This window comes from Micromonospora sp. LA-10 (genome assembly GCF_051853095.1).
Classification (GTDB): Bacteria; Actinomycetota; Actinomycetes; order Mycobacteriales; family Micromonosporaceae; genus Micromonospora; species Micromonospora echinospora_A.
Window position 1 is genome coordinate 6,426,879 of record NZ_CP195710.1, and the last position, 21,067, is coordinate 6,447,945.

22 protein-coding genes are annotated in these 21,067 nt (G+C 74.2%); 21 read left to right on the forward strand and 1 reads right to left on the reverse strand.

Annotated features, from left to right (window positions below; all coding sequences use genetic code 11):
- Positions 1 to 31 precede the first annotated feature (31 nt).
- Positions 32 to 790, reverse strand: a complete 759-nt coding sequence (locus ACSDG8_RS29725; RefSeq protein WP_439427463.1) for a class I SAM-dependent methyltransferase — start codon at positions 788 to 790, stop codon at positions 32 to 34.
- Between the two features lie 182 nt (positions 791 to 972).
- Here ACSDG8_RS29725 and ACSDG8_RS29730 point away from each other — a divergent pair, with 182 nt between their 5' ends.
- The 21 genes from ACSDG8_RS29730 (at position 973) to ACSDG8_RS29830 (ending at position 21,063) form a co-directional block, all read left to right on the forward strand.
- Positions 973 to 3,252, forward strand: coding sequence for an FAD-dependent oxidoreductase (locus ACSDG8_RS29730; RefSeq protein WP_210895260.1), 2,280 nt, complete (start codon positions 973 to 975; stop codon positions 3,250 to 3,252).
- Entirely contained in the window at positions 3,249 to 3,569 is a 321-nt protein-coding gene (locus ACSDG8_RS29735; protein ID WP_210895259.1) for a putative quinol monooxygenase, read from the forward strand. Before ACSDG8_RS29730 ends, ACSDG8_RS29735 begins: the two co-directional genes overlap by 4 nt.
- Positions 3,566 to 4,792: a cytochrome P450 family protein gene (locus tag ACSDG8_RS29740; RefSeq protein ID WP_439427464.1), complete on the forward strand. Its 1,227-nt coding sequence runs from the start codon at positions 3,566 to 3,568 to the stop codon at positions 4,790 to 4,792. Before ACSDG8_RS29735 ends, ACSDG8_RS29740 begins: the two co-directional genes overlap by 4 nt.
- A gap of 38 nt (positions 4,793 to 4,830) precedes the next feature.
- Entirely contained in the window at positions 4,831 to 5,496 is a 666-nt protein-coding gene (locus ACSDG8_RS29745; RefSeq protein ID WP_439427465.1) for a TcmI family type II polyketide cyclase, read from the forward strand.
- Positions 5,497 to 5,589: 93 nt separating this feature from the next.
- Entirely contained in the window at positions 5,590 to 5,973 is a 384-nt protein-coding gene (locus ACSDG8_RS29750) for a DUF1622 domain-containing protein (RefSeq protein ID WP_013286772.1), read from the forward strand.
- Between the two features lie 56 nt (positions 5,974 to 6,029).
- Positions 6,030 to 8,087 (forward strand): heavy metal translocating P-type ATPase, encoded by a 2,058-nt coding sequence (locus ACSDG8_RS29755; protein ID WP_439427466.1) that lies wholly within the window; start codon positions 6,030 to 6,032, stop codon positions 8,085 to 8,087.
- Positions 8,088 to 8,181: 94 nt separating this feature from the next.
- A complete protein-coding gene (locus ACSDG8_RS29760; RefSeq protein ID WP_210895255.1) occupies positions 8,182 to 8,580 on the forward strand; it encodes a TOBE domain-containing protein in 399 nt (132 codons plus the stop codon).
- Between the two features lie 11 nt (positions 8,581 to 8,591).
- Entirely contained in the window at positions 8,592 to 9,359 is a 768-nt protein-coding gene (gene modA, locus ACSDG8_RS29765) for a molybdate ABC transporter substrate-binding protein (RefSeq protein ID WP_210895323.1), read from the forward strand.
- A complete protein-coding gene (locus ACSDG8_RS29770; protein WP_210895254.1) occupies positions 9,356 to 10,153 on the forward strand; it encodes an ABC transporter permease in 798 nt (265 codons plus the stop codon). Before modA ends, ACSDG8_RS29770 begins: the two co-directional genes overlap by 4 nt.
- Positions 10,150 to 11,205: an ABC transporter ATP-binding protein gene (locus ACSDG8_RS29775; protein WP_374223548.1), complete on the forward strand. Its 1,056-nt coding sequence runs from the start codon at positions 10,150 to 10,152 to the stop codon at positions 11,203 to 11,205. The genes ACSDG8_RS29770 and ACSDG8_RS29775 overlap by 4 nt, the downstream gene beginning before the upstream one ends.
- A gap of 95 nt (positions 11,206 to 11,300) precedes the next feature.
- Positions 11,301 to 11,576 (forward strand): hypothetical protein, encoded by a 276-nt coding sequence (locus tag ACSDG8_RS29780; protein ID WP_210895252.1) that lies wholly within the window; start codon positions 11,301 to 11,303, stop codon positions 11,574 to 11,576.
- A gap of 48 nt (positions 11,577 to 11,624) precedes the next feature.
- Positions 11,625 to 12,644 carry a zinc-dependent alcohol dehydrogenase gene (locus tag ACSDG8_RS29785; protein ID WP_439428081.1) on the forward strand — a complete coding sequence of 340 codons (1,020 nt, stop codon included), beginning with the start codon at positions 11,625 to 11,627 and terminating at the stop codon, positions 12,642 to 12,644.
- A gap of 2 nt (positions 12,645 to 12,646) precedes the next feature.
- Complete coding sequence (locus ACSDG8_RS29790; protein WP_030499242.1) at positions 12,647 to 13,045, forward strand: 6-pyruvoyl trahydropterin synthase family protein; 399 nt, start codon at positions 12,647 to 12,649, stop codon at positions 13,043 to 13,045.
- A gap of 4 nt (positions 13,046 to 13,049) precedes the next feature.
- Complete coding sequence (locus tag ACSDG8_RS29795) at positions 13,050 to 14,087, forward strand: glycosyltransferase family 4 protein (RefSeq protein ID WP_439427467.1); 1,038 nt, start codon at positions 13,050 to 13,052, stop codon at positions 14,085 to 14,087.
- Positions 14,084 to 14,893, forward strand: coding sequence for an SAM-dependent methyltransferase (locus ACSDG8_RS29800; RefSeq protein ID WP_439427468.1), 810 nt, complete (start codon positions 14,084 to 14,086; stop codon positions 14,891 to 14,893). Before ACSDG8_RS29795 ends, ACSDG8_RS29800 begins: the two co-directional genes overlap by 4 nt.
- Before the next feature lie 162 nt (positions 14,894 to 15,055).
- Positions 15,056 to 15,952 (forward strand): lysylphosphatidylglycerol synthase transmembrane domain-containing protein, encoded by an 897-nt coding sequence (locus ACSDG8_RS29805; protein WP_247678732.1) that lies wholly within the window; start codon positions 15,056 to 15,058, stop codon positions 15,950 to 15,952.
- A gap of 69 nt (positions 15,953 to 16,021) precedes the next feature.
- Positions 16,022 to 16,651, forward strand: a complete 630-nt coding sequence (locus ACSDG8_RS29810) for a GTP cyclohydrolase II (protein ID WP_210895247.1) — start codon at positions 16,022 to 16,024, stop codon at positions 16,649 to 16,651.
- Entirely contained in the window at positions 16,648 to 17,337 is a 690-nt protein-coding gene (locus ACSDG8_RS29815; protein WP_210895246.1) for a RibD family protein, read from the forward strand. Before ACSDG8_RS29810 ends, ACSDG8_RS29815 begins: the two co-directional genes overlap by 4 nt.
- A 107-nt stretch (positions 17,338 to 17,444) precedes the next feature.
- Entirely contained in the window at positions 17,445 to 19,124 is a 1,680-nt protein-coding gene (locus tag ACSDG8_RS29820; protein ID WP_210895245.1) for an extracellular solute-binding protein, read from the forward strand.
- The gene (locus ACSDG8_RS29825; protein WP_210895244.1) at positions 19,121 to 20,146 is read left to right on the forward strand and encodes an ABC transporter permease; all 1,026 of its coding nucleotides are present in this window, start codon (positions 19,121 to 19,123) and stop codon (positions 20,144 to 20,146) included. Before ACSDG8_RS29820 ends, ACSDG8_RS29825 begins: the two co-directional genes overlap by 4 nt.
- Entirely contained in the window at positions 20,143 to 21,063 is a 921-nt protein-coding gene (locus tag ACSDG8_RS29830) for a carbohydrate ABC transporter permease (protein ID WP_210895243.1), read from the forward strand. The genes ACSDG8_RS29825 and ACSDG8_RS29830 overlap by 4 nt, the downstream gene beginning before the upstream one ends.
- The last annotated feature ends 4 nt before the right edge of the window (positions 21,064 to 21,067 follow it).

The window sequence follows — 21,067 nt, forward strand, 5'->3', positions numbered from 1 at the left end:
CCGCGTGGCGCCTGCCGGGCGCGCCGCCGGTTCAGCGCAGCGCGGCCACCGCGGCGTCCGGGCCGCCCCGCCAGAGCACGCCGGCCTCGGCGAAGCCGGCCGCGCGCAGCGCGTCCAGGTGCCACGCCGCGGGCGGGCTCCACTCCGGGCTGTGCCCGGTCGGATAGATCTGCCGCCGCTTCTCCACCAGCGGGCCGAGCACCGGGTCCTCTGCCGCCCGCGCCCACCAGTCCGGCCAGGACAGCGCCGCGCCGGCGCCGTACCGGGCGTCCCGGCGTGCCCGCGTCCGTGCGCCGAGCCGCGCGGTGAGCGTCGGCATCGCGTCGTCGGGCATGTGGTCGGCGTTGACGAACACGCCGCCGGGACGCAGCACGTCACGGATCTCGCGGTAGAGCTGCGCCAGGCGCGGGCCGTCCACCCAGTGCAGGGCCGTGGCGGTGAGCACGGCGTCGTAGTCCCGGTGCGGCAGCGCGGCGGCCCAGCCGGAGCTGTTGAGGTCGGCGGTCACCACAGTGGCCCGTCCGGCAAGCGCCGCCTCGGCGAGGGTGAGCAGCACCGGGTCGAGGTCGAGCACCGTCACCTCGGCGTCGGGCCGGCGGGCCAGCGCCCGCAGGCTGATCGAGCCGGTGCCGCCGGCCAGGTCGAGCACGCGCGGCGGCCGGTCGTCCGCGACCGCCTCGACGGCGTCGAGCATCGTGGTGAAGCGGTGCTCCCGGTCCGGCATGAATGCCTCCTGCTGCCGGTCCCAGCTCTCCTGCCAGGCGCGTACGTCCAAGTCGTAAGGAGTCATGTCGCCGACGATAGTTACCGGCGGGGCGCCTGTCGAGGCTTGTTGCCATAGTTTTGCAACAACTGCCGAGCGTCGCGGCGGCGTCACCGGGACCGGACGTGCGGCCGGGCGACGGTGACGACCGGGTGACGCGGGCTGCGGCAGGGTCGCGGCACGACGACGGCACGGTTCGAGGGGGCTGCATGATCAGGACGATGCTCCGGCTGCGCGCGCGTCCGGGGTGTGAGCCCGCCGTCGGGCCCGCCTTCGAAACCGTGGCGGGACAGCTCGGCGCGCTGGCCGGCAACCTCCGGCACGAGTTGCTCCGCGACGCCCTGGACCCGCGCGGCTTCGTCGTCGTCACCGAATGGGCCGACGAGGCGGCGCTGCGCGCGTACCGGCGCGGGCCGGTGGCGGCCCGCCTGGCCGGTCTGCTCCAGCCGCTCACCGAACCGGCGGACGGCCCGAGCTATCCGCCGCTGCGCGAGACCGGGGACGGCGAGGGCCCGGTCTACGTGGACGTCGAGCTCACAGTGCCGCGCGACCGGCTCGCCGAGTTCCACAGGGGCTACCCCGAGGTGGTACGGCGGATGAGCGCGATACCCGGCTACCGCCGCGAGCAGCTGCTGCGCGAACCCGGCTCGGACATCCACCACATCTTCGCCGAGTGGGACGGGGCCGCTCCGTTCCTCGCCTGGATCGGCGACCCGGCTCACGCCTCCGCGCAGGCCGGGCCGATCGCCCCGTTCCTTCTCGACATCCGGCGTCGCCTGTTCCACGTCGTGCCCGACGCGGACGGCCGCCGTCACCCCACCACGGGCTGGGAGGCCGACGTGCACAGGACAACAGACGTACTCGTCGTCGGGGCGGGGCCCACCGGGCTGACCGCCGCCGTCGAGCTGGCCCGGCGGGGCATCGACTGCCTGGTGATCGACAAGCAGGCCACCCCGCCCGGGCACGCCGACAAGGCGATCGGCGTGCACTGCCGCACCATGGAGATCTGGGAGGAGCAGGGCGTCGTCCGGGAGGCCATGGACGCCGGCATCTGGCTCACCGGCAACATGGTCTTCGTCAACGGCGCGCAGACCCATCGGATGAGCTGGGAGCTGCCCAGCCTGCCGTACGCCCACCTCGGCCTGCCGCAGTACGAGACCGAGCGCATCCTCACCGACCGGCTGGCCACCCTCGGGGTGCGCCCGCGGCGCGGCGCCGAACTGGTCGACCTCACCCAGGACGCCGACGGCGTCACAGCCACCGTCCGCACCGCCGACGGCGGCACCGAGACGGTACGCGCCCGGTACGTCGTCGGCGCCGACGGCGCGCACAGCCGGGTCCGGGAGCGGCTCGGGCTCACCTTCACCGGCGGGCTGGGCCGCTTCCCGCAGCTGTTCATGCTGGTGGACGTCGACGTCGACTGGGACATGCCGGACGGGCACCTGCTGCGGTTCCTGCACGTGACCGACGGGCAGATGGACGGGATGCTCGTCTGCGTGCCGCTGCGCGGCGAGCACCGCTACCGCATCGCCACCCTCGCCCCGCCCCGGTTCTTCGCCCAGACCGGCGGGCGCGACGCCCCGCCCGGGTTCAGCGAGGAACTCGACGAGCCGACCATCTCCGACGTGCAGGCCGCGCTGGACCGCCTCGCGCCACCCGGCACCCGGGCGAGCAACCTGCGCTGGTCGTCGGTGTTCCGGATCAGCCACGGCATCGTCGACCGCTACCGCGACGGCCGGATCTTCGTCGCCGGGGACGCCGCCCACCTGCACCCGCCCGCCGGGGGCCAGGGCATGAACACCGGCATCCAGGACGCCTGGAACCTGGCCTGGAAACTCGCGCTGGCGGTACGCGGGCTCGCCGCGCCCGGGCTGCTGGACAGCTACGAGACCGAGCGGCGGCCGGAGGGCGAGGAGATCGTCGGCCGGGCGGTACGGATGGCCGGCACCGAGGAGGTCGACCGGGCCGACCTGGAACGGCAGTTCCTCCAGGAGATGTCCATGCTGCTCAGTTACGCGAGCAGCCCACTGGTCGGGGAGACCGTCGCCGACCCGGCCGCGCTCGGTGACGCGCCCCGCCCCGGCGACCGCGCGCCGGACGTCGACGGGCTGCTCCGGCGCGGCGTCGGCCACCCGCTGCGGCTGCGCGACCTGACCCGGGGCACCCGGCACACGCTGCTGCTCTACGCCGACGGCACGGCCGACGCCGCGGAGCTGGCCGCGTTCACCGGCCTGTGCGCCGACGCGCGCCGCCTCGCCGGCGGGGAACTCGACGCGTACCTGCTGCTCGACCCGGACGCCGACGAGCCGCGACTGCTCGACCCGCCCGTGGTGCGCGACGCCGAGCGCCGCTTCCGCGCCGGGTACGGCCTGTCCGGCACCGGCCTGTACCTGATCCGCCCGGACGGGCACATCGGGTTCCGGGGCGCGCCGGTCGACCCGGACGCGCTGCGCAAGCACCTGCACCTGGTGTTCGGGAGCGCGCGGTGAGCCGGGTCCGGACCGTGCTGGCGATGCGGACCCGGGAGGGCTGCGAGGAGCGTTTCGAGGCCGAGTGGCTCAGCGCCGCCGAGGAGATCCGCACGCTGGACGGCTGCCTGCACCAGGACCTGGTCCGCGATGCCGACGACCCGCGCAGCTACCTGGTCATCAGCGACTGGGCCGACCGCGAGCGGCTGGACGCGTTCGGCCGCAGCGCGCACCGCGACCGGCTGCTGCGCGTCATCCGGGAGCTGCGCGAGTCCGCCGACCGGCACACCTACCAGGTGCTGCACAGCGTGGCCGGCGGGCCGGGGGAGGGGCGATGAGCGACGACGTGATGCCGGCGAGCGAGCTGTACACCGACGCGTTCGCGGCCGACCCGTACCCCGCGCTGGCGCGGCTGCGCGCCGAACGGCCGGTCTGCCCGGTCGGCTCGCCGCGCTTCGACTCCTGGCTGATCACCCGCTTCGACGACGCGCGCACCGCGCTGACCGACCCGCGCCTGTCCAAGGACCTGTACGGCCCGGAGCAGCACTACCTGAAGATTTTCGGCCCGAACTCCGAGGGCCTGAACCGCAACATGCTCAACTCCGACCCGCCGGAGCACACCCGCCTGCGCCGGGTGGTGTCGCAGGCGTTCGCGCCCCGGCGGATCGAGGCGCTGCGCCCCCGGGTGGCCACCATCGTCGACCAGCTCATCGACAAGATGGCCCCGCACGGCGAGGCGGACCTGATGCACGACTTCGCCATCCCGCTGCCGATGACAGTCATCTGCGAGCTGCTCGGCGTACCGCCGGCCGACCACGGGCGGGTGCTGGACTGGACCCAGGTCATCCGCACCTCCGGCTCCACCAGCCGCCCGCCGGAACAGGAGCGGGCGGCGGTGCAGGAGGCCCAGCTGCGGCTGCACCACTACCTGGCCGGACTGGTCCGCGCCAAGCGCGACGACCCGGCCGACGACATCATCGGCGCGCTCATCAAGGCCGTCGACCAGGACGGGACGCTGTCCGAGGCGGAGCTGGTCACCACCACGTTCCTGCTGCTGTTCGCCGGGCACCAGACCACCGCCGACTTCCTCGGCAACGCCGTGCTGGCCCTGCTCACCCACCCCGAGCAGCTGGAACTGCTGCGCGCCACGCCGCGGCTGCTGCCGGCCGCGATCGAGGAGCTGCTCCGGTTCGACGGGCCGCTGCCCGTGGCCAGCCCGCGCATCGCCACCGAGGACGTCGACTACCAGGGCGTACGCATCCCGCGCGGCGCGATCGTCGGAGTGGCGATCAACGCGGCCAACCACGACCCGGCGCACTTCGCCGACCCGGACCGGCTGGACCTGCGCCGGGTCCGGGGCCCGCACCTCGGGTTCGGTCACGGCGTCCACTACTGCCTGGGCGTCTCGCTGGCCCGGATGGAGGCCGAGCTGGCGCTCGGCGCGCTCCTGCGCCGGCTGCCCGGACTGCGCCTGGGCGTGCCGCTCGCCGAGGTGCGCCGGCTGCCCGCCGCCTCGCCGTTCCGCGGCCTGCTGGAACTGCCGGTCACCTTCACCGCCTGACGGCGACGCCGTCCGGACCCACCCACCAAGGAGCAGTCATGGTCTTCCGCAACGTGATCGTCTGTCACATGGTCCCCGGCAGCGAGCAGATCGTCGGCGACGTGTTCGGCCACTACGACCAGGCCACCCGGCCGCAGGACCTGGGCGTCATCGGCCGGTACCTGCTGTCCCACCACGACCTCTACCTGCACGTGATCGAACGGGAGCAGGACCCGCGGATCTCCGGGCAGACCCGTGGCCTGCCCGCCTTCCAGAAGATCGCCGAGGAGATCGGCCCGTACGTCACCCCGTACCCGCGCTACTGGAAGAACCCGTCGGACTCGGTGGCCAAGGAGTTCTACCACTGGGCGCCCGAGGGCGAGCCACCCGCCGACACCACGCTCACCGTCATCGTCGGGCGGATCAAGCCCGGCGCCGAGCCGGACGTGGCGCGGGTCTTCGGCGAGTCCGACGCCGGGTCGCTCCCGACCGACCTCGGAGTCACCGGGCGCTGGCTCTACTCCATCGACGACGTCTACGTGCACCTGCTGGAACAGGAGACGTCGGCGGCCGAGGCCACCCGCGACCGGCACGGCGACAAGCCCGCATTCGGCAAGGTGATGCAGGACCTCGGCCCGTACATCGAGCCGTACCGGCCGGAGCTGTGGCAGGGCCCGCAGGACTCGGTGGCCACCGTCTTCTACCGCTGGCAGGCGCAGGACTGAGCAGGCCTCCGCGCTCCCGCCCTCCGGGTGGCGGGAGCGCGGAAACGCCGTCCCCGGGACCGGCCGTACGCGAGGCTGGTGCGGGGGTGCCGGGTGCCGACGAAGGAGATCGTCCAGCACGTCGGGGCGCTGCTGGACCTGGCCGGGGTGCTGGTGATCGCGGTCGGGGTCGCGGTCGCCACGGCGGTGTTCGCGGTGCGCTGCGCCCGGACCCGGCAGGTGGTGGCGCATTACCGCGCGTACCGGCAGGGGGTGGGCCGGGCCATCCTGCTCGGCCTGGAGTTCCTGGTCGGCGGCGACATCATCCGGACCGTCGCGGTGTCGCCCACGTTCACCAGCGTCGGCGTGCTGGCGCTGATCGTGCTGGTCCGCACGTTCCTCAGCTTCTCCCTCGAAGTGGAGCTGGACGGCCGCTGGCCCTGGCAGGGTCGCCCTCCGGCGGACCGGCCGAGCGTGGGCGCCCGTCCGCAGCGCTGATCACCCGCCGCGACATTACCCCCAGGGGGTATTGTGGTCGGCGGAGGTGACGCCCGATGGAACACTCACCCGGTCACCACGGCGGCCACGGCACCGATCACGGCGGCGGCCACGGCGCGCACGCCGGGCACGACCCGGAGCAGTTCCGCCGCCGGTTCTGGCTGAGCCTGGCCCTGACCGTGCCGCTCGTCGCCACGAGTCACATGGTGATGGACTGGTTCGGCTACTCCCTGGACTTTCCCGGCGTGAGCTGGGTCGGGCCGGTGCTCGGCACCGTGGTTTTCGCCTACGGCGGCTGGCCGTTCCTCACCGGCGGGCTGCGGGAGCTGCGCGAGCGTACCCCCGGCATGATGCTGCTGATCTCGATGGCGATAGTGGTCGCCTACCTCGCCTCGGCCGCCACCAGCCTCGGCCTGTTCGACCTGGACTTCTGGTGGGAGCTGGCCGCGCTGGTCACCATCATGCTGCTCGGCCACTGGCAGGAGATGCGGGCGGTCGGGCAGGCGCGGGGCGCGCTCGGCGCGCTCGCGGCGCTGCTGCCCGACGACGCCGAACGCCTCGACGACGCCGGGCGTCCGCAGCGGGTGCCGGTCGCCGAGCTGCGGGTGGACGACCTGGTGCTGGTGCGCCCCGGCGGGCGGGTGCCGGCCGACGGGCGGATCGTCGAGGGCGCCGCCGAACTGGACGAGTCGATGATCACCGGCGAGTCACGGCCGGTGCCCCGCGCCGCCGGGGACCGGGTGGTCGCCGGCACCGTCGCCACCGACTCCACCCTTCGGGTACGCGTCGAGGCGGTCGGCGCGGACACCGCGCTGGCCGGCATCGGGCGGCTCGTCGCGCAGGCGCAGGCCTCCGGCGGGCGCGCGCAGGTGCTCGCCGACCGGTTCGCCGCGCTGCTGTTCTACCTGGCGGCGTTCGCCGGCCTGGCGACGTTCGCGGTCTGGGCGCTGCTCGGCGACCCCGACCAGGCGGTGGTACGCACCGTCACCGTGCTGGTGATCGCCTGCCCGCACGCGCTCGGACTGGCCATTCCGCTGGTGGTGGCGCTGTCCACAGCGCTGTCGGCCCGCGCCGGCATCCTGGTCAAGGACCGGCTGGCGCTGGAGCGGATGCGCACCGTCGACACCGTCCTGTTCGACAAGACCGGCACGCTCACCACCGGCCGGCACACGGTGACCGGCGTGGCCACCACCGGCGGGCTGGACTCCGGCGCCGCCCTGGCCCTGGCCGGCGCGGTGGAGGCCGACAGCGAACACCCGCTGGCCCGGGCGCTGGTCGCCGCCGCCGACGCCCGAGGCGCCCGTCCCGCCGCGCGTGGCTTCCGGGCGCTGACCGGCCGGGGCGTGCGGGCCACCGTGGACGGCGTGGACTGGGCGGTCGGCGGCCCGGCCCTGCTGCGCGAACTGGACGCCCCGGTGCCGGACGACCTGCGCCGCGCGGCCGAGGAATGGTCGGGCCGGGGCGCCGCCGTGCTGCACCTGGTCCGGCTGCCGGAGGGCGGCCCGCCGGAGGTGACAGCCGCGTTCGCGCTGGAGGACCAGGTCCGCCCGGAGGCGCGGGCCGCCGTGGCCGAGCTGCGCGAGCTCGGCGTACGCAAGATCGTGATGATCACCGGGGATGCCCGCCCGGTCGCCGAGGCGGTCGCCGCCGACCTCGGGTTCCGGCCCGGCGTCGACGAGGTCTTCGCCGAGGTGCTCCCCGCCGACAAGGACAAGGCGGTGGCCGAGCTGCGCGATCGCGGGCTCACAGTGGCGATGGTCGGCGACGGCGTGAACGACGCCCCGGCGCTCGCGCGCGCCGACGTCGGGCTGGCCATCGGCGCGGGCACCGACGTGGCGATCGAGTCCGCCGGGGTGGTGCTGGCCGGCTCCGACCCGCGCGGCGTCGGCGGCGTGATCCGGCTGTCCCGCGCCTCGTACCGGAAGATGCGGCAGAACCTGGCCTGGGCGGCCGGCTATAACGTGGTCGCTATCCCGCTCGCCGCCGGTGTCCTCGCGTGGGCCGGGATCGCGCTCAGCCCGGCGCTGGGCGCGGTGCTGATGTCCGCCTCGACCATCGTGGTGGCGCTCAACGCCCAACTGCTGCGCCGGGTGCGGATCGCGCCGGCCGACTGATCCGCAGTTCCAGGGTCGCAGCCGCCGAAGGGCTCGCGGGTGCGAGCGGATATGCCCCTTCCCGCTCGCACCTGCACACCGCTAGGGTGAGCCGGTGACGGTGTTCCGGATCGGCGAGGCCGCCGAACTGCTCGGGGTCAGCGCGGACACGGTCCGCCGCTGGATCGACGCCGGCAAACTGCCGGCCACCCGCGACGAGCACGGCCACCGGGTGCTCGACGGCGCCGACGTCGCCGCGTTCGTCCGCGCCCCCGGCCACCCCGAGCTGTCCTCGGCCCGCAACCGGCTGCGCGGCATCGTCACCGCAGTGGTCAAGGACACCGTGATGGCCCAGGTGGACATCCAGGCCGGGCCGTTCCGGGTGGTGTCGCTGATGAGCCGCGAGGCCGTCGACGACCTCGACCTCCAGGTCGGCTCCGTCGCCGTCGCCGTGATCAAGTCGACCACCGTCGTGGTCGAGCGAGCCACCCCCAGGGGAAGGACCAGCCCGTGACCGTACGGTGGATGCGCGCCGCCCTCGCCGGCGCGCTGGTGGCGGCGCTCGGCCTGACCGGCTGCGGCGACGCGGACACCCCGGCCGGGCCCGACGGCGCCGGCCCGGTGACGGTGTTCGCCGCCGCCTCGCTCACCGAGTCGTTCACCAAACTCGGCAAGGACTACGAGGCCGCCCACCCCGGCCGCACCGTCACGTTCAACTTCGGCGGCAGCTCCGGGCTCGCCACCCAGATCAGCCAGGGCGCGCCCGCCGACGTGTTCGCCGCCGCCTCCCCGGCCACCATGAAGACCGTCACCGACGCCGGTGACGCCGCCGGCGAGCCGACGGTGCTGGTCCGCAACCAGCTCGTCGTCGCCGTACCCCGTGGCAACCCGGCCCGGGTCGGCGGCCTGGCCGACCTCGCCCGCCCCGGCGTCAAGGTGGCGCTCTGCGCCGAGCAGGTGCCCTGCGGCGCCGCCGCGCGCACCGCGCTGGACGCCGCCGGCGTGCGGCTCACCCCCGCCACGCTCGAACAGGACGTCAAGGGCGCGCTGGCCAAGCTGCGTCTCGGCGAGGTCGACGCCGCGCTGGTCTACCGCACCGACGTCCGCGCCGCCCCCGGGCTCGACGCCGTCGAGTTCCCCGAGTCCGCGCGCGCGGTGAACGACTACCCGATCGTGGTGCTGCGCGCCGCCGGCAACCCGGCCGGCGCCCGCGCGTTCGTCGACTTCGTCCGCTCCGACGCCGGGCTCGCCGTGCTCACCGCCGCCGGGTTCCAGGCCCCGCCCGGCGCATGAGCCGCACGGTACGCCGGCAGCGGGTGCCGGTCGCCCTGCTCGTGCCCGCCGGGCTGGGCCTGGCGTTCCTCGTCCTGCCGCTGGCCGGCCTGCTGCTGCGGGCGCCCTGGACCACACTGCCCCGGCGGCTGACCGAACCGGGTGTGCTCACCGCGCTGCGGCTGTCGCTGGAGACCGCCACCGTCGCCACGCTGCTCTGCGTCGCGCTCGGCGTACCCCTGGCGTGGCTGCTGGCCCGCGTCGAGTTCCCCGGCCGGCGGCTGGTCCGGGCACTGGTCACGGTGCCGCTGGTGCTGCCGCCGGTGGTCGGCGGCGTGGCGCTGCTGCTGGTCTTCGGCCGGCGCGGGCTGATCGGGTCGTGGCTGGACGAGACGTTCGGGGTGACGCTGCCGTTCACCACCGCCGGGGTGGTGCTGGCCGAGGCGTTCGTGGCCATGCCGTTCCTGGTCATCGCCGTCGAGGGCGCGCTGCGCGGCGCCGACCCCCGGTACGAGGAGGCCGCCGCCACGCTCGGCGCCGGGCGGTTCACCACGTTCACCCGGGTCACGCTGCCGCTCGTCGCCCCGGGCGTGGCAGCCGGGGCGGTGCTCTGCTGGGCCCGCGCGCTCGGCGAGTTCGGCGCCACCATCACGTTCGCCGGCAACTATCCCGGCCGCACCCAGACCATGCCGCTCGCGGTCTACCTGGCGCTGGAGACCGACCTGCAGGCCGCGATCGTGCTGAGTCTGATCCTGCTCACCGTCTCCGTGGTCATCCTCGCCGCGATGCGCGACAAATGGGTCGGCCACACATGAGCTTGCTGCTGGACGCGCACCTGGTCGCGGAGCGGGACGGGTTCGCCCTGGACGTGCGGCTGCGCATCGCCGCCGGCGAGGTGGTGGCGCTGCTCGGCCCCAACGGCGCCGGCAAGACGACCGCGCTGCGGGTGCTCGCCGGGCTGCACCCGCTCACCGCCGGGCACGTCACGCTCGACGGCGCCGACCTGGACCGGCCGGACCGGCGGGTGTGGACGCCACCGGAACGGCGGCCGGTCGGCGTCGTGTTCCAGGACTATCTGCTGTTCCCGCACCTGAGCGCGCTGGACAACGTGGCGTTCGGGCCGCGCCGCCGGGGCGCCGACAAACGCGCCGCCCGCGCCCACGCCCAGGCGTGGCTGGACCGCGTCGGCCTCGGCGACCAGGCCCGGCGCCGGCCCCGGCAGCTCTCCGGCGGGCAGGCGCAGCGCGTCGCGCTGGCCCGCGCGCTCGCCGTCGAGCCGGCCCTGCTGCTGCTCGACGAGCCCCTGGCCGCACTCGACGCGCGGACCCGGCTGGACACCCGCGCCGAACTCCAGCGACACCTCGGCGCGCACCCCGGCGCGACGCTGCTGGTCACCCACGATCCCCTCGACGCCCTGGTGCTCGCCGACCGGCTGGTCATCGTGGAAGACGGCCGGGTGGTGCAGGAAGGCGACGCGGCCACCGTCACGGCCCGGCCGCGCACCGACTACGTGGCCCGGCTGGTCGGGCTGAACCTGCACCGGGGCCGCGCCGACGGGCGCGCGGTCACCGTCGGTGAGCTGACGCTCACCACCGCCGACACCGTCCACGGTGACGCGTTCGTCGCGTACCCGCCGGCCGCCGTCGCGCTGCACCCGGCCCGGCCCGAGGGCAGCCCGCGCAACGTGTGGGCGGCCACGGTGACCGGAGTGCAACGACACGGTGACAACCTGCGCGTGCAGCTCGCCGGGCCGGTGGAGGTGGCCGCCGACGTCACGCCTGCCGCCGCGGCGCACCTCGGGCTGATCCCCGGTCGGCCGGTCTGGGCGGCGGTCAAGGCAGCCGAGACGCGCGCCTATCCGGCGTGACGAACACCGCTGGCCAGGACATGTGCGCAGGTGAGAGGTTTGACGTGCGCTCTACCGGTCACTGGGACGGTAGCGACGACGCAAAGGGGAACACGGTGCCCGAGACGATGCGGATCAGGTCCAGTCAGGACGCCGCCCTGCCACGGGGCGTCACCGACCCGTTGCTGTGGCGTGCCGCCTACGACGTGGCCGCCGCCCACCAGCCCGACGACTCGGGCCGGTGCGAGAGCCTGCTGTGCGACGGGCGGCCCGCGCCGTGCGACGCGCTGACCGCCGCCCACCGCGCCATGCGCCTGGCCGGGGACCTCGACGCCGAGCACGACGAGCCCGCGACCTGGCGTACGGAGGAGGAGCGCCGGCGCGCCGCCTGAGATCACGTCGCGGGCGGTTCGAACCGTGGACGCCCCGCTTCCGTGTTTATGATCGACAACTCGGTCGGAATGCGGGGAAGAGGAGAGTTCGTGACGGTCGACGCCCACGCGTTCTGGCTCCGCGCCCCCGGTGAGGGTGAGATCCGGCCGGTCCGCCTCGCCCCGCCCGGCCCGGGTGAGGTGCTCGTGCGTACCCGCTTCTCCGGCGTCAGCCGGGGCACCGAGACGCTCGTGTTCACCGGCCGTGTCCCGGCCGACCAGCACGCCGCGATGCGCGCGCCGTTCCAGGAGGGCGACTTCCCCGCCCCGGTCAAGTACGGCTACCTCAACGTCGGCACTGTCGAGGCGGGCGACGAGCGGCTGCTCGGCCGTACCGTCTTCTGCCTGTACCCGCACCAGAGCGCGTACGTGGTCCCGGCCGACGCCGTGACAGTCGTGCCGGACGGCGTGCCGGCCGAACGTGCGGTGCTGGCCGGCACGGTGGAGACCGCGGTGAACGCGCTCTGGGACGCCGCGCCGCTGGTCGGCGACCGGGTCACGGTGATCGGCGGCGGGATGGTCGGCTGCGCGGTCACCGCGCTGCTGGCCCGCTTCCCGGGCGTCCGGGTCGAACTGGTCGACGCCGACCCGGCCCGCGCCGAGGTGGCCGCCGCGCTCGGCGCCGACTTCGCCGCACCCGCCGACGCGGCCGGCGAGCGCGACCTGGTGGTGCACGCCAGCGCCACCGCCGACGGGCTGCAACGCGGCCTGGAACTGCTGCGTCCCGAGGGCACCGTGCTGGAGCTGAGCTGGTACGGCGACCGGCCCGTCACGCTCGCGCTCGGCGGCGCGTTCCACTCGCGACGGCTGGGCATCCGCAGCAGCCAGGTCGGCACGGTGTCGCCCCGCCGCGCCGACCGCAGCTACGCCGACCGGCTCGCGCTCGCCCTGGACCTGCTCGCCGACCCGGCGTTCGACGCCCTGATCACCGGCCGGTCCCGCTTCGACGACCTGCCCGACGTGCTGGACCGGCTCGCCTCGGGCCGTCTTCCGGCGCTGTGTCATCTCATCACCTACGGCGAGGAGTGAACGTGTTCAGCGTGACAGTCCGGGACCACATCATGGTCGCCCACAGCTTCCGCGGCGAGGTCTTCGGCCCGGCCCAGCGGCTGCACGGCGCGACGTTCGTCGTCGACGCCACGTTCCGTCGCCCGGAGCTGGACGACGACGGGATCGTGGTCGACATCGGGCTGGCCACCGAGCAGCTCAAGGCCGTGCTCGGTGAGCTGAACTACCGCAATCTCGACGACGAGTCCGCCTTCACCGGCGTGAACACCACCACCGAGGTGCTGGCCCGCACGGTGGCCGACCGCCTCGCCGACGCGGTGGCGGCCGGCCGGCTGGGGGAGGGGGCGCGCGGTCTGACCGGGATCACCGTCACCCTGCACGAGTCACACATCGCGTGGGCGAGCTACGAGCGGTCGCTCTGACCGGATGACAGTCGTCCACGTGGTGCTGCCGGGTGACATCGACGACCCGGCGGACCCCAGCGGCGGCAACGCCTACGACCGTCACGTCTGCCGTGGCCTGGCCGAACGGGGCTGGACGGTCCGGGAACACCGGGTGCCCGGCGGCTGGCCGCACCCCGGGCCACGGGAGCACGCCGACCTGGCCGGCCTGCTCGGCGGGCTGCCCGACGGCGCGACGGTACTGCTCGACGGCCTGGTCGCCTCCACAGTGCCGGACGTGCTCGCCCCGCACGCCGCGCGGCTGCGCCTGGTCGTCCTGGTGCACCTGCCGATCGAGGGCGAGACCGAGGCACGGTCGCTGGCGGCGGCCACCGCCGTGGTCGCCACCAGCGAGTGGACCCGGCGCCGCCTGCTCGACCGGTACGCGCTGGCCCCGCACCGGGTGACAGTCGCCCCACCCGGCGTCGACCCGGCGCCGGTCGCCGCGGGCACGCCCGGCGGGGGGCGGCTGCTCTGCGTCGCCGCAGTCACCCCGGTCAAGGGCCACGACGTGCTCGCCGCCGCGCTCGCCGAGGTGGCGGACCTGAACTGGAGCTGCGACTGGGTGGGACCGCTGGACCGGGACCCGGCGTTCGCCGACCGGCTGCGCGGGCGGCTCGCCGCCACCGGCCTGGGTGGCCGGGTCCGGCTCACCGGCCCGCGTACCGGGCCCGACCTGGCCGCCACATACGCCGCCGCCGATCTGCTGGTCCAGCCCTCGCGGCGGGAGACGTACGGCATGGTGGTCACCGAGGCGCTGGCCCGGGGCGTACCGGTGCTGGCCAGCGACACCGGCGGCCTGCCGGCCACGCTCGGGCACGCCCCCGGCGGCGAGCGGCCCGGCCTGCTCGTGCCGCCGGACGACCCGGGCGCGACCGCCGCGGCGCTGCGCCGCTGGCTCACCGATCCCGGCCTGCGGGACCGGCTGCGCCGTGCCGCCCGGCAGCGGCGGGACACCCTCACCGGCTGGCCGGTCACCGTGGACCGGCTGGCGACGGCGCTGAAGGAGACGACACCGGCATGACCACCTCACTCCCGCCCGGCTTCGCGGACTGGCTGCGGCTGCGTGAGCCCGCCGACGCGGCGGCCCGCAGCGCCGAGCTGGCCGACGCGGTCCGCGACCGGCTGCCCGCCGGCCGGCCGCTCGTCGTGCACGACCTGGGCAGCGGCACCGGCTCGATGGCCCGCTGGCTGGCGCCCCGCCTGCCCGGCCCGCAACGCTGGGTGCTGCACGAACGCGATGCGGACCTGCTGGCGCTGGCCCGCTCGGCGCGACTCACCGCCGCCGACGGGGCCGAGGTCACCGTGACCGCGCTCGACTCGGACATCACCCGGCTGACCGCCGCCGACCTGGCCGACGCGCACCTGGTCACCGCGTCGGCGCTGCTGGACATGCTCACCGCCGAGGAGGTCGAGCGGATGGCGGCGGCCTGCGCCGGGCACCCGACGCTGTTCGCGCTCACCGTGACCGGGCGGACCGAGTTCACCCCGCCGGACCCGCTCGACGCCGAGCTGACCGCCGCGTTCAACGCCCACCAGCGCCGCACCGTCGACGGCCGGGCCCTGCTCGGACCGGACGCCGTGGCCGCCGCCGTGGCCGCGTTCTCCCGCCACGATGTCGAGACGCAGGTGCGATCCACCCCGTGGCGGCTCGGTCCGGAGCAGGCGGAGCTGGCCGCCGAATGGCTCACCGGCTGGGTCGCAGCGGCCGTCGAGGAACAACCGCATCTGTCCGGGCCCGCCGGGACGTATCAGAAGTGGCGGCTCGCCGAAGCCGCCGCCGGACGGCTTGACGTGGTGCTGCACCACGCCGACCTGCTCGCCGGCTGAACCGTACCGGCCGCCGGCGCGTGACAACCGGTGGGAACAAGGGAGGACCGTTTGTCACACGTCGCCGTAGCCGGGCCCGTACCCGCCGTCACGTCCGCGCCGTCCCGGCCCCGTCGGGTCCGGGCGGGCCGAGCCTGGTTCCGCGGGGCCTGGGTACGTCCGCTGCTCGGGCTCGCCGTGCTGGCCGTGCTCGTCGCGTCAGTGGGCACCGGTCCGTTCCTGGCCGGGCTGCGCCTGATCGACGCGCCGGCACTGGCCGCCGCGCTCGGCATCGGCGTGGTCACCACCGTCTGCTGCGCCTGGCGCTGGTCGCTGGTGGCCGGTGGGCTGGGCGTACGGCTGCCGATGCGCGCCGCTGTGGCGCACTGCTACCGGGCGATCTTCCTCAACTCCACACTGCCCGGTGGCGTGCTCGGCGACGTGCACCGGGCGGTACGGCACGGCCGCGACGCCGGGGACGTGGCCCGGGGCGTACGGGCGGTGGTCTGGGAGCGCACCGCCGGGCAGGTGGTGCAGGTGGTCATCGCGGTGGCGCTGCTCGCCGCGTTCCCGTCGCCGGTGCGCCGGTACCTGCCGTGGCTGGCAGCGGGCCTGGCCGTGGTGGCGCTGGCGCTGGTGCTCGCCGCCCGCGCGGTGCCCCGCTCCGGGGCGTCCCGCTGGGCGCGGGCCGCCCGAACCGTGGTCGCCGACGTGCGCTCCGGCGTGCTGGGCCGCCGGACCTGGGCCGGTGTGCTGATCGCCTCGACAGTGGTGTTCGCCGGCCACCTGGCCACGTTCGTGGTGGCCGCCCGCACCGCCGGGACGGACGCCCCGCTGTCCCGGCTGCTGCCGTTGACGCTGCTCGCCCTGCTCGCCATGGCGGTGCCGCTCAACGTGGGCGGGTTCGGCCCGCGCGAGGGGGTCGCCGCGTGGGCGTTCGCCTCGGCCGGGCTGACCGCCGCGCAGGGTGTGGCGACCGGCACGGTGTACGGCGCGCTGGTGCTGGTGGCCAGCCTGCCCGGCGCCGCGGTGCTGCTGGCGCGGCGGCTGCCCCGGCGGGAGCCCGGCAACTGTCGGTGATCCCGCCTACGGTGGGGGAGCGAGGTGTGCGTCGCCGGGCCCGCCCGGTGACCGGACGACAGGAGAACCATGGACGAAACCCTGCCCACCGCGACGGTCCGGACCCGCGTGACGGTCCCGCTACGGTTCCCCGACGGATACGTGACGACCGCGCGCGTGCACACCTTCCACGGTCTCGTCGACGGACGCGAGCACCTGGCGTTCGGGCTCGGTGAGCACGTCGACGCCGACCCGCCGCTGGTCCGCCCGCACAGCGAGTGCCTCACCGGGGACGTGTTCGGCAGCCAGCGCTGCGACTGCGGGCCGCAGTTGCGCGAGGCGGTCGAGCGGATCGCCGAGGCCGGCGGCTACCTGCTCTACCTGCGGCAGGAGGGGCGGGGCATCGGCCTGTACGCCAAGCTCGACGCGTACGCCCTGCAGGACGACGGCCTCGACACGTACGAGGCGAACCTGGCGCTCGGGCGCGGCGCGGACGAGCGCGACTACACGGTGGCCGCGCAGATGCTCGCCGCGCTGGGCGTGGACCGGGTGGCCCTGCTCAGCAACAACCCGGACAAGGCGGCCCAGCTCGAACGGCTGGGCGTGACGGTGGCCGACCGGGTGTCCACGGGCGTGCACCTGTCGCCGGCGAACGCCGGTTACCTGGCGGCCAAGGTGACCCGCGCCGACCACGCCCTCGACCTGCCGTTCGTGCCGTGACCACCCGCCCGTACGTGCTGCTCAGCTGCGCGATGTCGATCGACGGCTACATCGACGACGCGACCACCGACCGGCTGCTGCTGTCCAACGACGACGACCTGGACCGGGTCGACGCGACCCGGGCCGGGTGCGACGCGATCCTGGTGGGCGCGGCCACCGTGCGCCGCGACGATCCCCGTCTGCTGGTGCGCAGCGAGCGGCGGCGCGCCGAGCGGGTGGCGCGCGGCCTGCCCTCGTCGCCGGTGAAGGTGACTGTCACCGGCAGTGGCGACCTCGATCCGGGGGCGCGGTTCTTCACCATGGGTGACGGGCTCAAGCTGGTCTACTGCCCGAGCGGCGTGGTGGACAAGGCCCGTGAGCAGGTCGGCGCGGTGTCCACGGTGGTCGACGCGGGCGATCCGGCCACCCCGGAGGCGATGGTGGCCGACCTGGCCGGGCGCGGGGTGACACGCCTGATGGTGGAGGGCGGCGGCTCGATGCACCGCCAGTTCCTCACCGCCGGCCTGGCCGACGAGCTGCACCTGGTGGTCGCCCCGTTCTTCGTGGGGGACGGGCGGGCGCCGCGCTTCGTCGGGGACGGCCGCTTCCCGTGGCATCCGGGCCGTCGTGCCCGGGTGGTCGAGGTGCGCCAGATCGGTGACGTGGTCCTCACCCGCTACGCGCTGTCCGACCGCTGCCCGGCCTGACCCGTCGTCCCGCCCGGTCCACCCTTGTGCAAGCTCACGGTCGTGATTAGTTTGTTGACCATCCATACGAACTAATCCACTGCGCATCCCTTCCCGAAGGGGGACCGATGACCGCGCACCACCCCGACCCGGGCTCTTCCCGCCGTCGCTTCCTCGGCCTGGTCGGCCTCGGCGTGGCCGCCACCACCGCCGGCCCGCTGCTCGCCGGCTGCTCCGAGAAGCCGGCCGGCTCCGGCGCCGCCCAGAACCTCGACGCCGTCTCCGGCGTGCTGCCCACCCGCAAGGACCTGCCGGGCGGCGTCAAGCCCGACATCGTGGGCACCCGCCCGGTGCCCGACGGCTACACCCGCTACCCGGCGAGCCTCGTCGACGCCATCACCGACAAGCCCGGCACCAGCGGCAAGCAGGTCACCGCGATGACCCCGGCCTGGGGCCCGGCCCCGCCCGGGGTGGCACAGAGCGCCTACCTCCAGGCCGTGAACGCCGAGCTGGGTACGCCGGTCAACTTCACCATCCAGGACGGCAACACGTACGCCGACAAGCTCAACGCGATGCTCGGCGCGCGCGACGTGCCGGACCTGCTGTGCGTACCGGGGTGGGAGGTGGAGAAGATCCCGCGCTTCGCCGAGGCCATCAAGGTGCTCTTCGAGGACCTGACCGACCACCTCAGCGGCGACGCCGCCGCCGCGTACCCGATGCTGGCGAGCTTCCCCACCGGGGCCTGGCGGCGCGCGGTCTGGAACGAGCGGCTCATGTCCGTGCCCAACCCCACCGACGGACCGTTCCCGTGGGCGCTGTTCACCCGCAAGGACATCCTCGACGCGCGCGGCCTGGCCGTGCCGGCGAACTTGGACGACCTGCTCGCCGCGGCCAAGCAGGTCACCGACCCGGCGCGCAAGGTGTGGGCGTTCAACGACGTCTTCGCCATGATCCAGATGTTCCACAAGGTGCCGGGCCACAAGGGCGGATGGCGGGTCAAGTCCGACGGCACCCCCGAGTTCAAGTACGAGACCGAGGAGTTCCGCCGCGCGCTGGAGGTGACGGCCAAGATCTACGCCGACGGCCTGGTCCACCCGGACATCGTGGCCAGCAAGGGCGCGGACGCCAAGCAGCTGTTCGCCAAGAACGGCGCGATCGTGTTCCTCCAGGACGGCGTCGGCTTCTGGCAGGGTGCCCAGGCCGAGCACCAGAAGACCAACCCCAAGCTGAACATCCAGCCGGTGCCGATCTTCTCCGCCACCGGCGGCGACCCGCTGGTCTGGGGCGACGACGAGCCGATCTCCTACACGTTCGTCAAGAAGGGCCTCGGCAAGGACCGGGTCCAGGAGCTGCTGCGGATCATCAACTGGTGCTCCGCGCCGCTGGGCAGCCAGGAGGCGCAGCTGCGGGACTTCGGCGTCGCGGGCAAGCACCACAACCCGTCGCCGAACGGGCCGGTCAAGACCGACCTGGCGTTCAAGGAGATCGCCAACCAGTACTTCTTCATCAGCGGCCGCAACCCCACCATCGGGCCGTTCCCGGACACCCCGCGCTTCGTGCCGGACGTGCTCGCCTACTCCAACGAGATGGTCAAGCACATGCAGCCCAACCCCTGGGCCGGGGTGAAGCTGGAGATGCCCGCCGCCTACAAGGCCAACCAGGTGCCCACCGAGGACAAGTTCACCGACGTGCTGCGCGGCCGCCGGCCGATGAGCGACGTGGATGCCATCGTCGGGGAGTGGAAGGCGAGCGGCGGCGAGGAGGCCCGCAAGCTGCTCGCCGACTCGCTGTCCAAGGAGGGCCGGTGAGCGAGCCGGCCGTCCTGGCCGGGCCCGAGCGGGCCCGGCCGGACGCCCCGGCCCCGCCGGGCCGCCCGCCGCGCCGTCGCCCGCCGCGCCGCCGGGTGCCGCTGCGCACCCGGCTGCGCCGCGACTGGCAGCTGCTCGCCATGGTGGCGCCCGGTTTCCTCATCCTGCTGATCTTCAGCTACCTGCCGATCGCCGGCAACGTCATCGCGTTCCAGGACTACAACCCCTACCTGGGCGACAACCCGTGGCAGGCGTTCGCGCACAGCGACTGGATCGGCTTCGGCCAGTTCCAGCTGCTGTTCGACGACCCGGCGTTCTGGGACGCGTTCCGCAACACGCTGGCGATCACCGCGTTCCAGCTCGTCTTCTTCTTCCCGCTGCCGATCCTGCTGGCCATCGCGCTGCACAACCTGCTGTCCAGCCGGCTGCGCGGGCTCATCCAGACCATCGTCTACCTGCCGCACTTCTTCAGCTGGGTCCTGGTGGTCACGTTCTTCGTGGCGATGCTCGGCGGCGCGGGGCTCCTCGCCCAGACCATGCGCGAAGCCGGCATGCAGCCGTGGAACGTGATGACCAACCCGGACACGTTCATCGTGCTGGTCACCGTCGAGGCGGTGTGGAAGGACGTCGGCTGGGGCACCATCGTCTTCCTGGCCGCGCTGTCCACAATCGACCAGAACCTCTACGAGGCCGCCGCCGCGGACGGCGCCGGCCGGTGGCGGCGGCTGTGGCACATCACGCTGCCCGGCCTGCGCCCGGTGATCGTGCTGCTGCTCATCCTGCGACTGGGCGACGCGCTCTCGGTCGGCTTCGAGCAGTTCCTGCTGCAACGCGACGCCGTCGGCCGGCAGGCCGCCGAGGTGCTCGACACCTTCGTCTACCACTTCTCCATCGCCACCGGGAACTACGGGTACGGCGCCGCGGCCGGACTCTTCAAGGCCGTCATCGGGCTGGTGCTGATCCTGGCCGCCAACCGCGTGGCGCACATGCTCGGCGAACGAGGGATCTACTCGAAGTCATGACCACGCTCATCCGCCGGGTCGCCGGCGACCGACAGCACCGGCCGGTGTGGCAGGAACCGCCCACCCGCCTCGGTCAGGGGTTGAAGGCCGTCGCGCTCACCCTGATGGTGGCGGGCGTGCTGTTCCCGCTCTGGGTGATCCTGGTGACCAGCCTGTCCTCGCGGGAGACCATCGCGCGGGCCGGTGGCCTGGTGGTCGTGCCCCGCGGCATCGACACCTCGGCGTACGAGACCATCTTCGCCGGTGGCGCCGTCACCCGGGCGCTGTGGATCAGCACGCTCGTCACCGTCTTCGGCACCGCCATCGCGCTGACGGTCACCGTGCTGGCCGCGTACGGGCTGTCCCGCCCCGGCTCGCTCGGGCACCGCTGGCTGCTCGCGTACTTCCTGATCCCGTTCCTGGTCTACCCGCCGCTGGTGCCGCGCTACCTGGTGGTCACCGGCCTGGGCCTGAAGGACACCATCTGGGCGCTGGTGCTGCCGCCGGCGATCAGCGTGTTCAACCTGGTCGTGGTGCGCGGGTTCTTCCAGGGCATCCCGTCGGAGCTGCTGGACAGCGCCCGCATCGACGGCGCGAGCGACTTCCGTACGCTCGCGCGCATCGTGCTGCCGCTGTCCCGCGCGGTGATCGCCGTGGTCGGCCTGTTCTACGCGGTCAGCTACTGGAACGTCTGGTTCGACGCGTTGCTGTTCATCGACCGCAACGACATGTACCCGATCCAGCGGGTGCTCCAGAGCTACCTGCTGGCCGGGCAGGCCCCGCACACCTCCGGCGGCAGCAGCGGGGTGACCATGCCGCCGACCGAGGCGGTCAAGATGGCGGTGGTGGTGCTGACCGTCGCGCCGATCGTCGCGGTCTACCCGTTCATCCAGCGGCACTTCGTCAAGGGCGTGCTGATCGGCGCGGTGAAGGGCTGACCGG

Coding starts and splice junctions, on each gene's coding strand:
- ACSDG8_RS29820 (WP_210895245.1), top strand. CDS start 17,445: ATGACCGCGCACCACCCCGACCCGGGCTCTTCCCGCCGTCGCTTCCTC.
- ACSDG8_RS29775 (WP_374223548.1), top strand. CDS start 10,150: ATGAGCTTGCTGCTGGACGCGCACCTGGTCGCGGAGCGGGACGGGTTC.
- ACSDG8_RS29795 (WP_439427467.1), top strand. CDS start 13,050: ATGACAGTCGTCCACGTGGTGCTGCCGGGTGACATCGACGACCCGGCG.
- ACSDG8_RS29740 (WP_439427464.1), top strand. CDS start 3,566: ATGAGCGACGACGTGATGCCGGCGAGCGAGCTGTACACCGACGCGTTC.
- ACSDG8_RS29785 (WP_439428081.1), top strand. CDS start 11,625: ATGATCGACAACTCGGTCGGAATGCGGGGAAGAGGAGAGTTCGTGACG.
- ACSDG8_RS29730 (WP_210895260.1), top strand. CDS start 973: ATGATCAGGACGATGCTCCGGCTGCGCGCGCGTCCGGGGTGTGAGCCC.
- ACSDG8_RS29810 (WP_210895247.1), top strand. CDS start 16,022: ATGGACGAAACCCTGCCCACCGCGACGGTCCGGACCCGCGTGACGGTC.
- ACSDG8_RS29725 (WP_439427463.1), bottom strand. CDS start 790: ATGACTCCTTACGACTTGGACGTACGCGCCTGGCAGGAGAGCTGGGAC.
- ACSDG8_RS29830 (WP_210895243.1), top strand. CDS start 20,143: ATGACCACGCTCATCCGCCGGGTCGCCGGCGACCGACAGCACCGGCCG.
- ACSDG8_RS29755 (WP_439427466.1), top strand. CDS start 6,030: ATGGAACACTCACCCGGTCACCACGGCGGCCACGGCACCGATCACGGC.
- ACSDG8_RS29770 (WP_210895254.1), top strand. CDS start 9,356: ATGAGCCGCACGGTACGCCGGCAGCGGGTGCCGGTCGCCCTGCTCGTG.
- modA (WP_210895323.1), top strand. CDS start 8,592: ATGCGCGCCGCCCTCGCCGGCGCGCTGGTGGCGGCGCTCGGCCTGACC.
- ACSDG8_RS29800 (WP_439427468.1), top strand. CDS start 14,084: ATGACCACCTCACTCCCGCCCGGCTTCGCGGACTGGCTGCGGCTGCGT.
- ACSDG8_RS29745 (WP_439427465.1), top strand. CDS start 4,831: ATGGTCTTCCGCAACGTGATCGTCTGTCACATGGTCCCCGGCAGCGAG.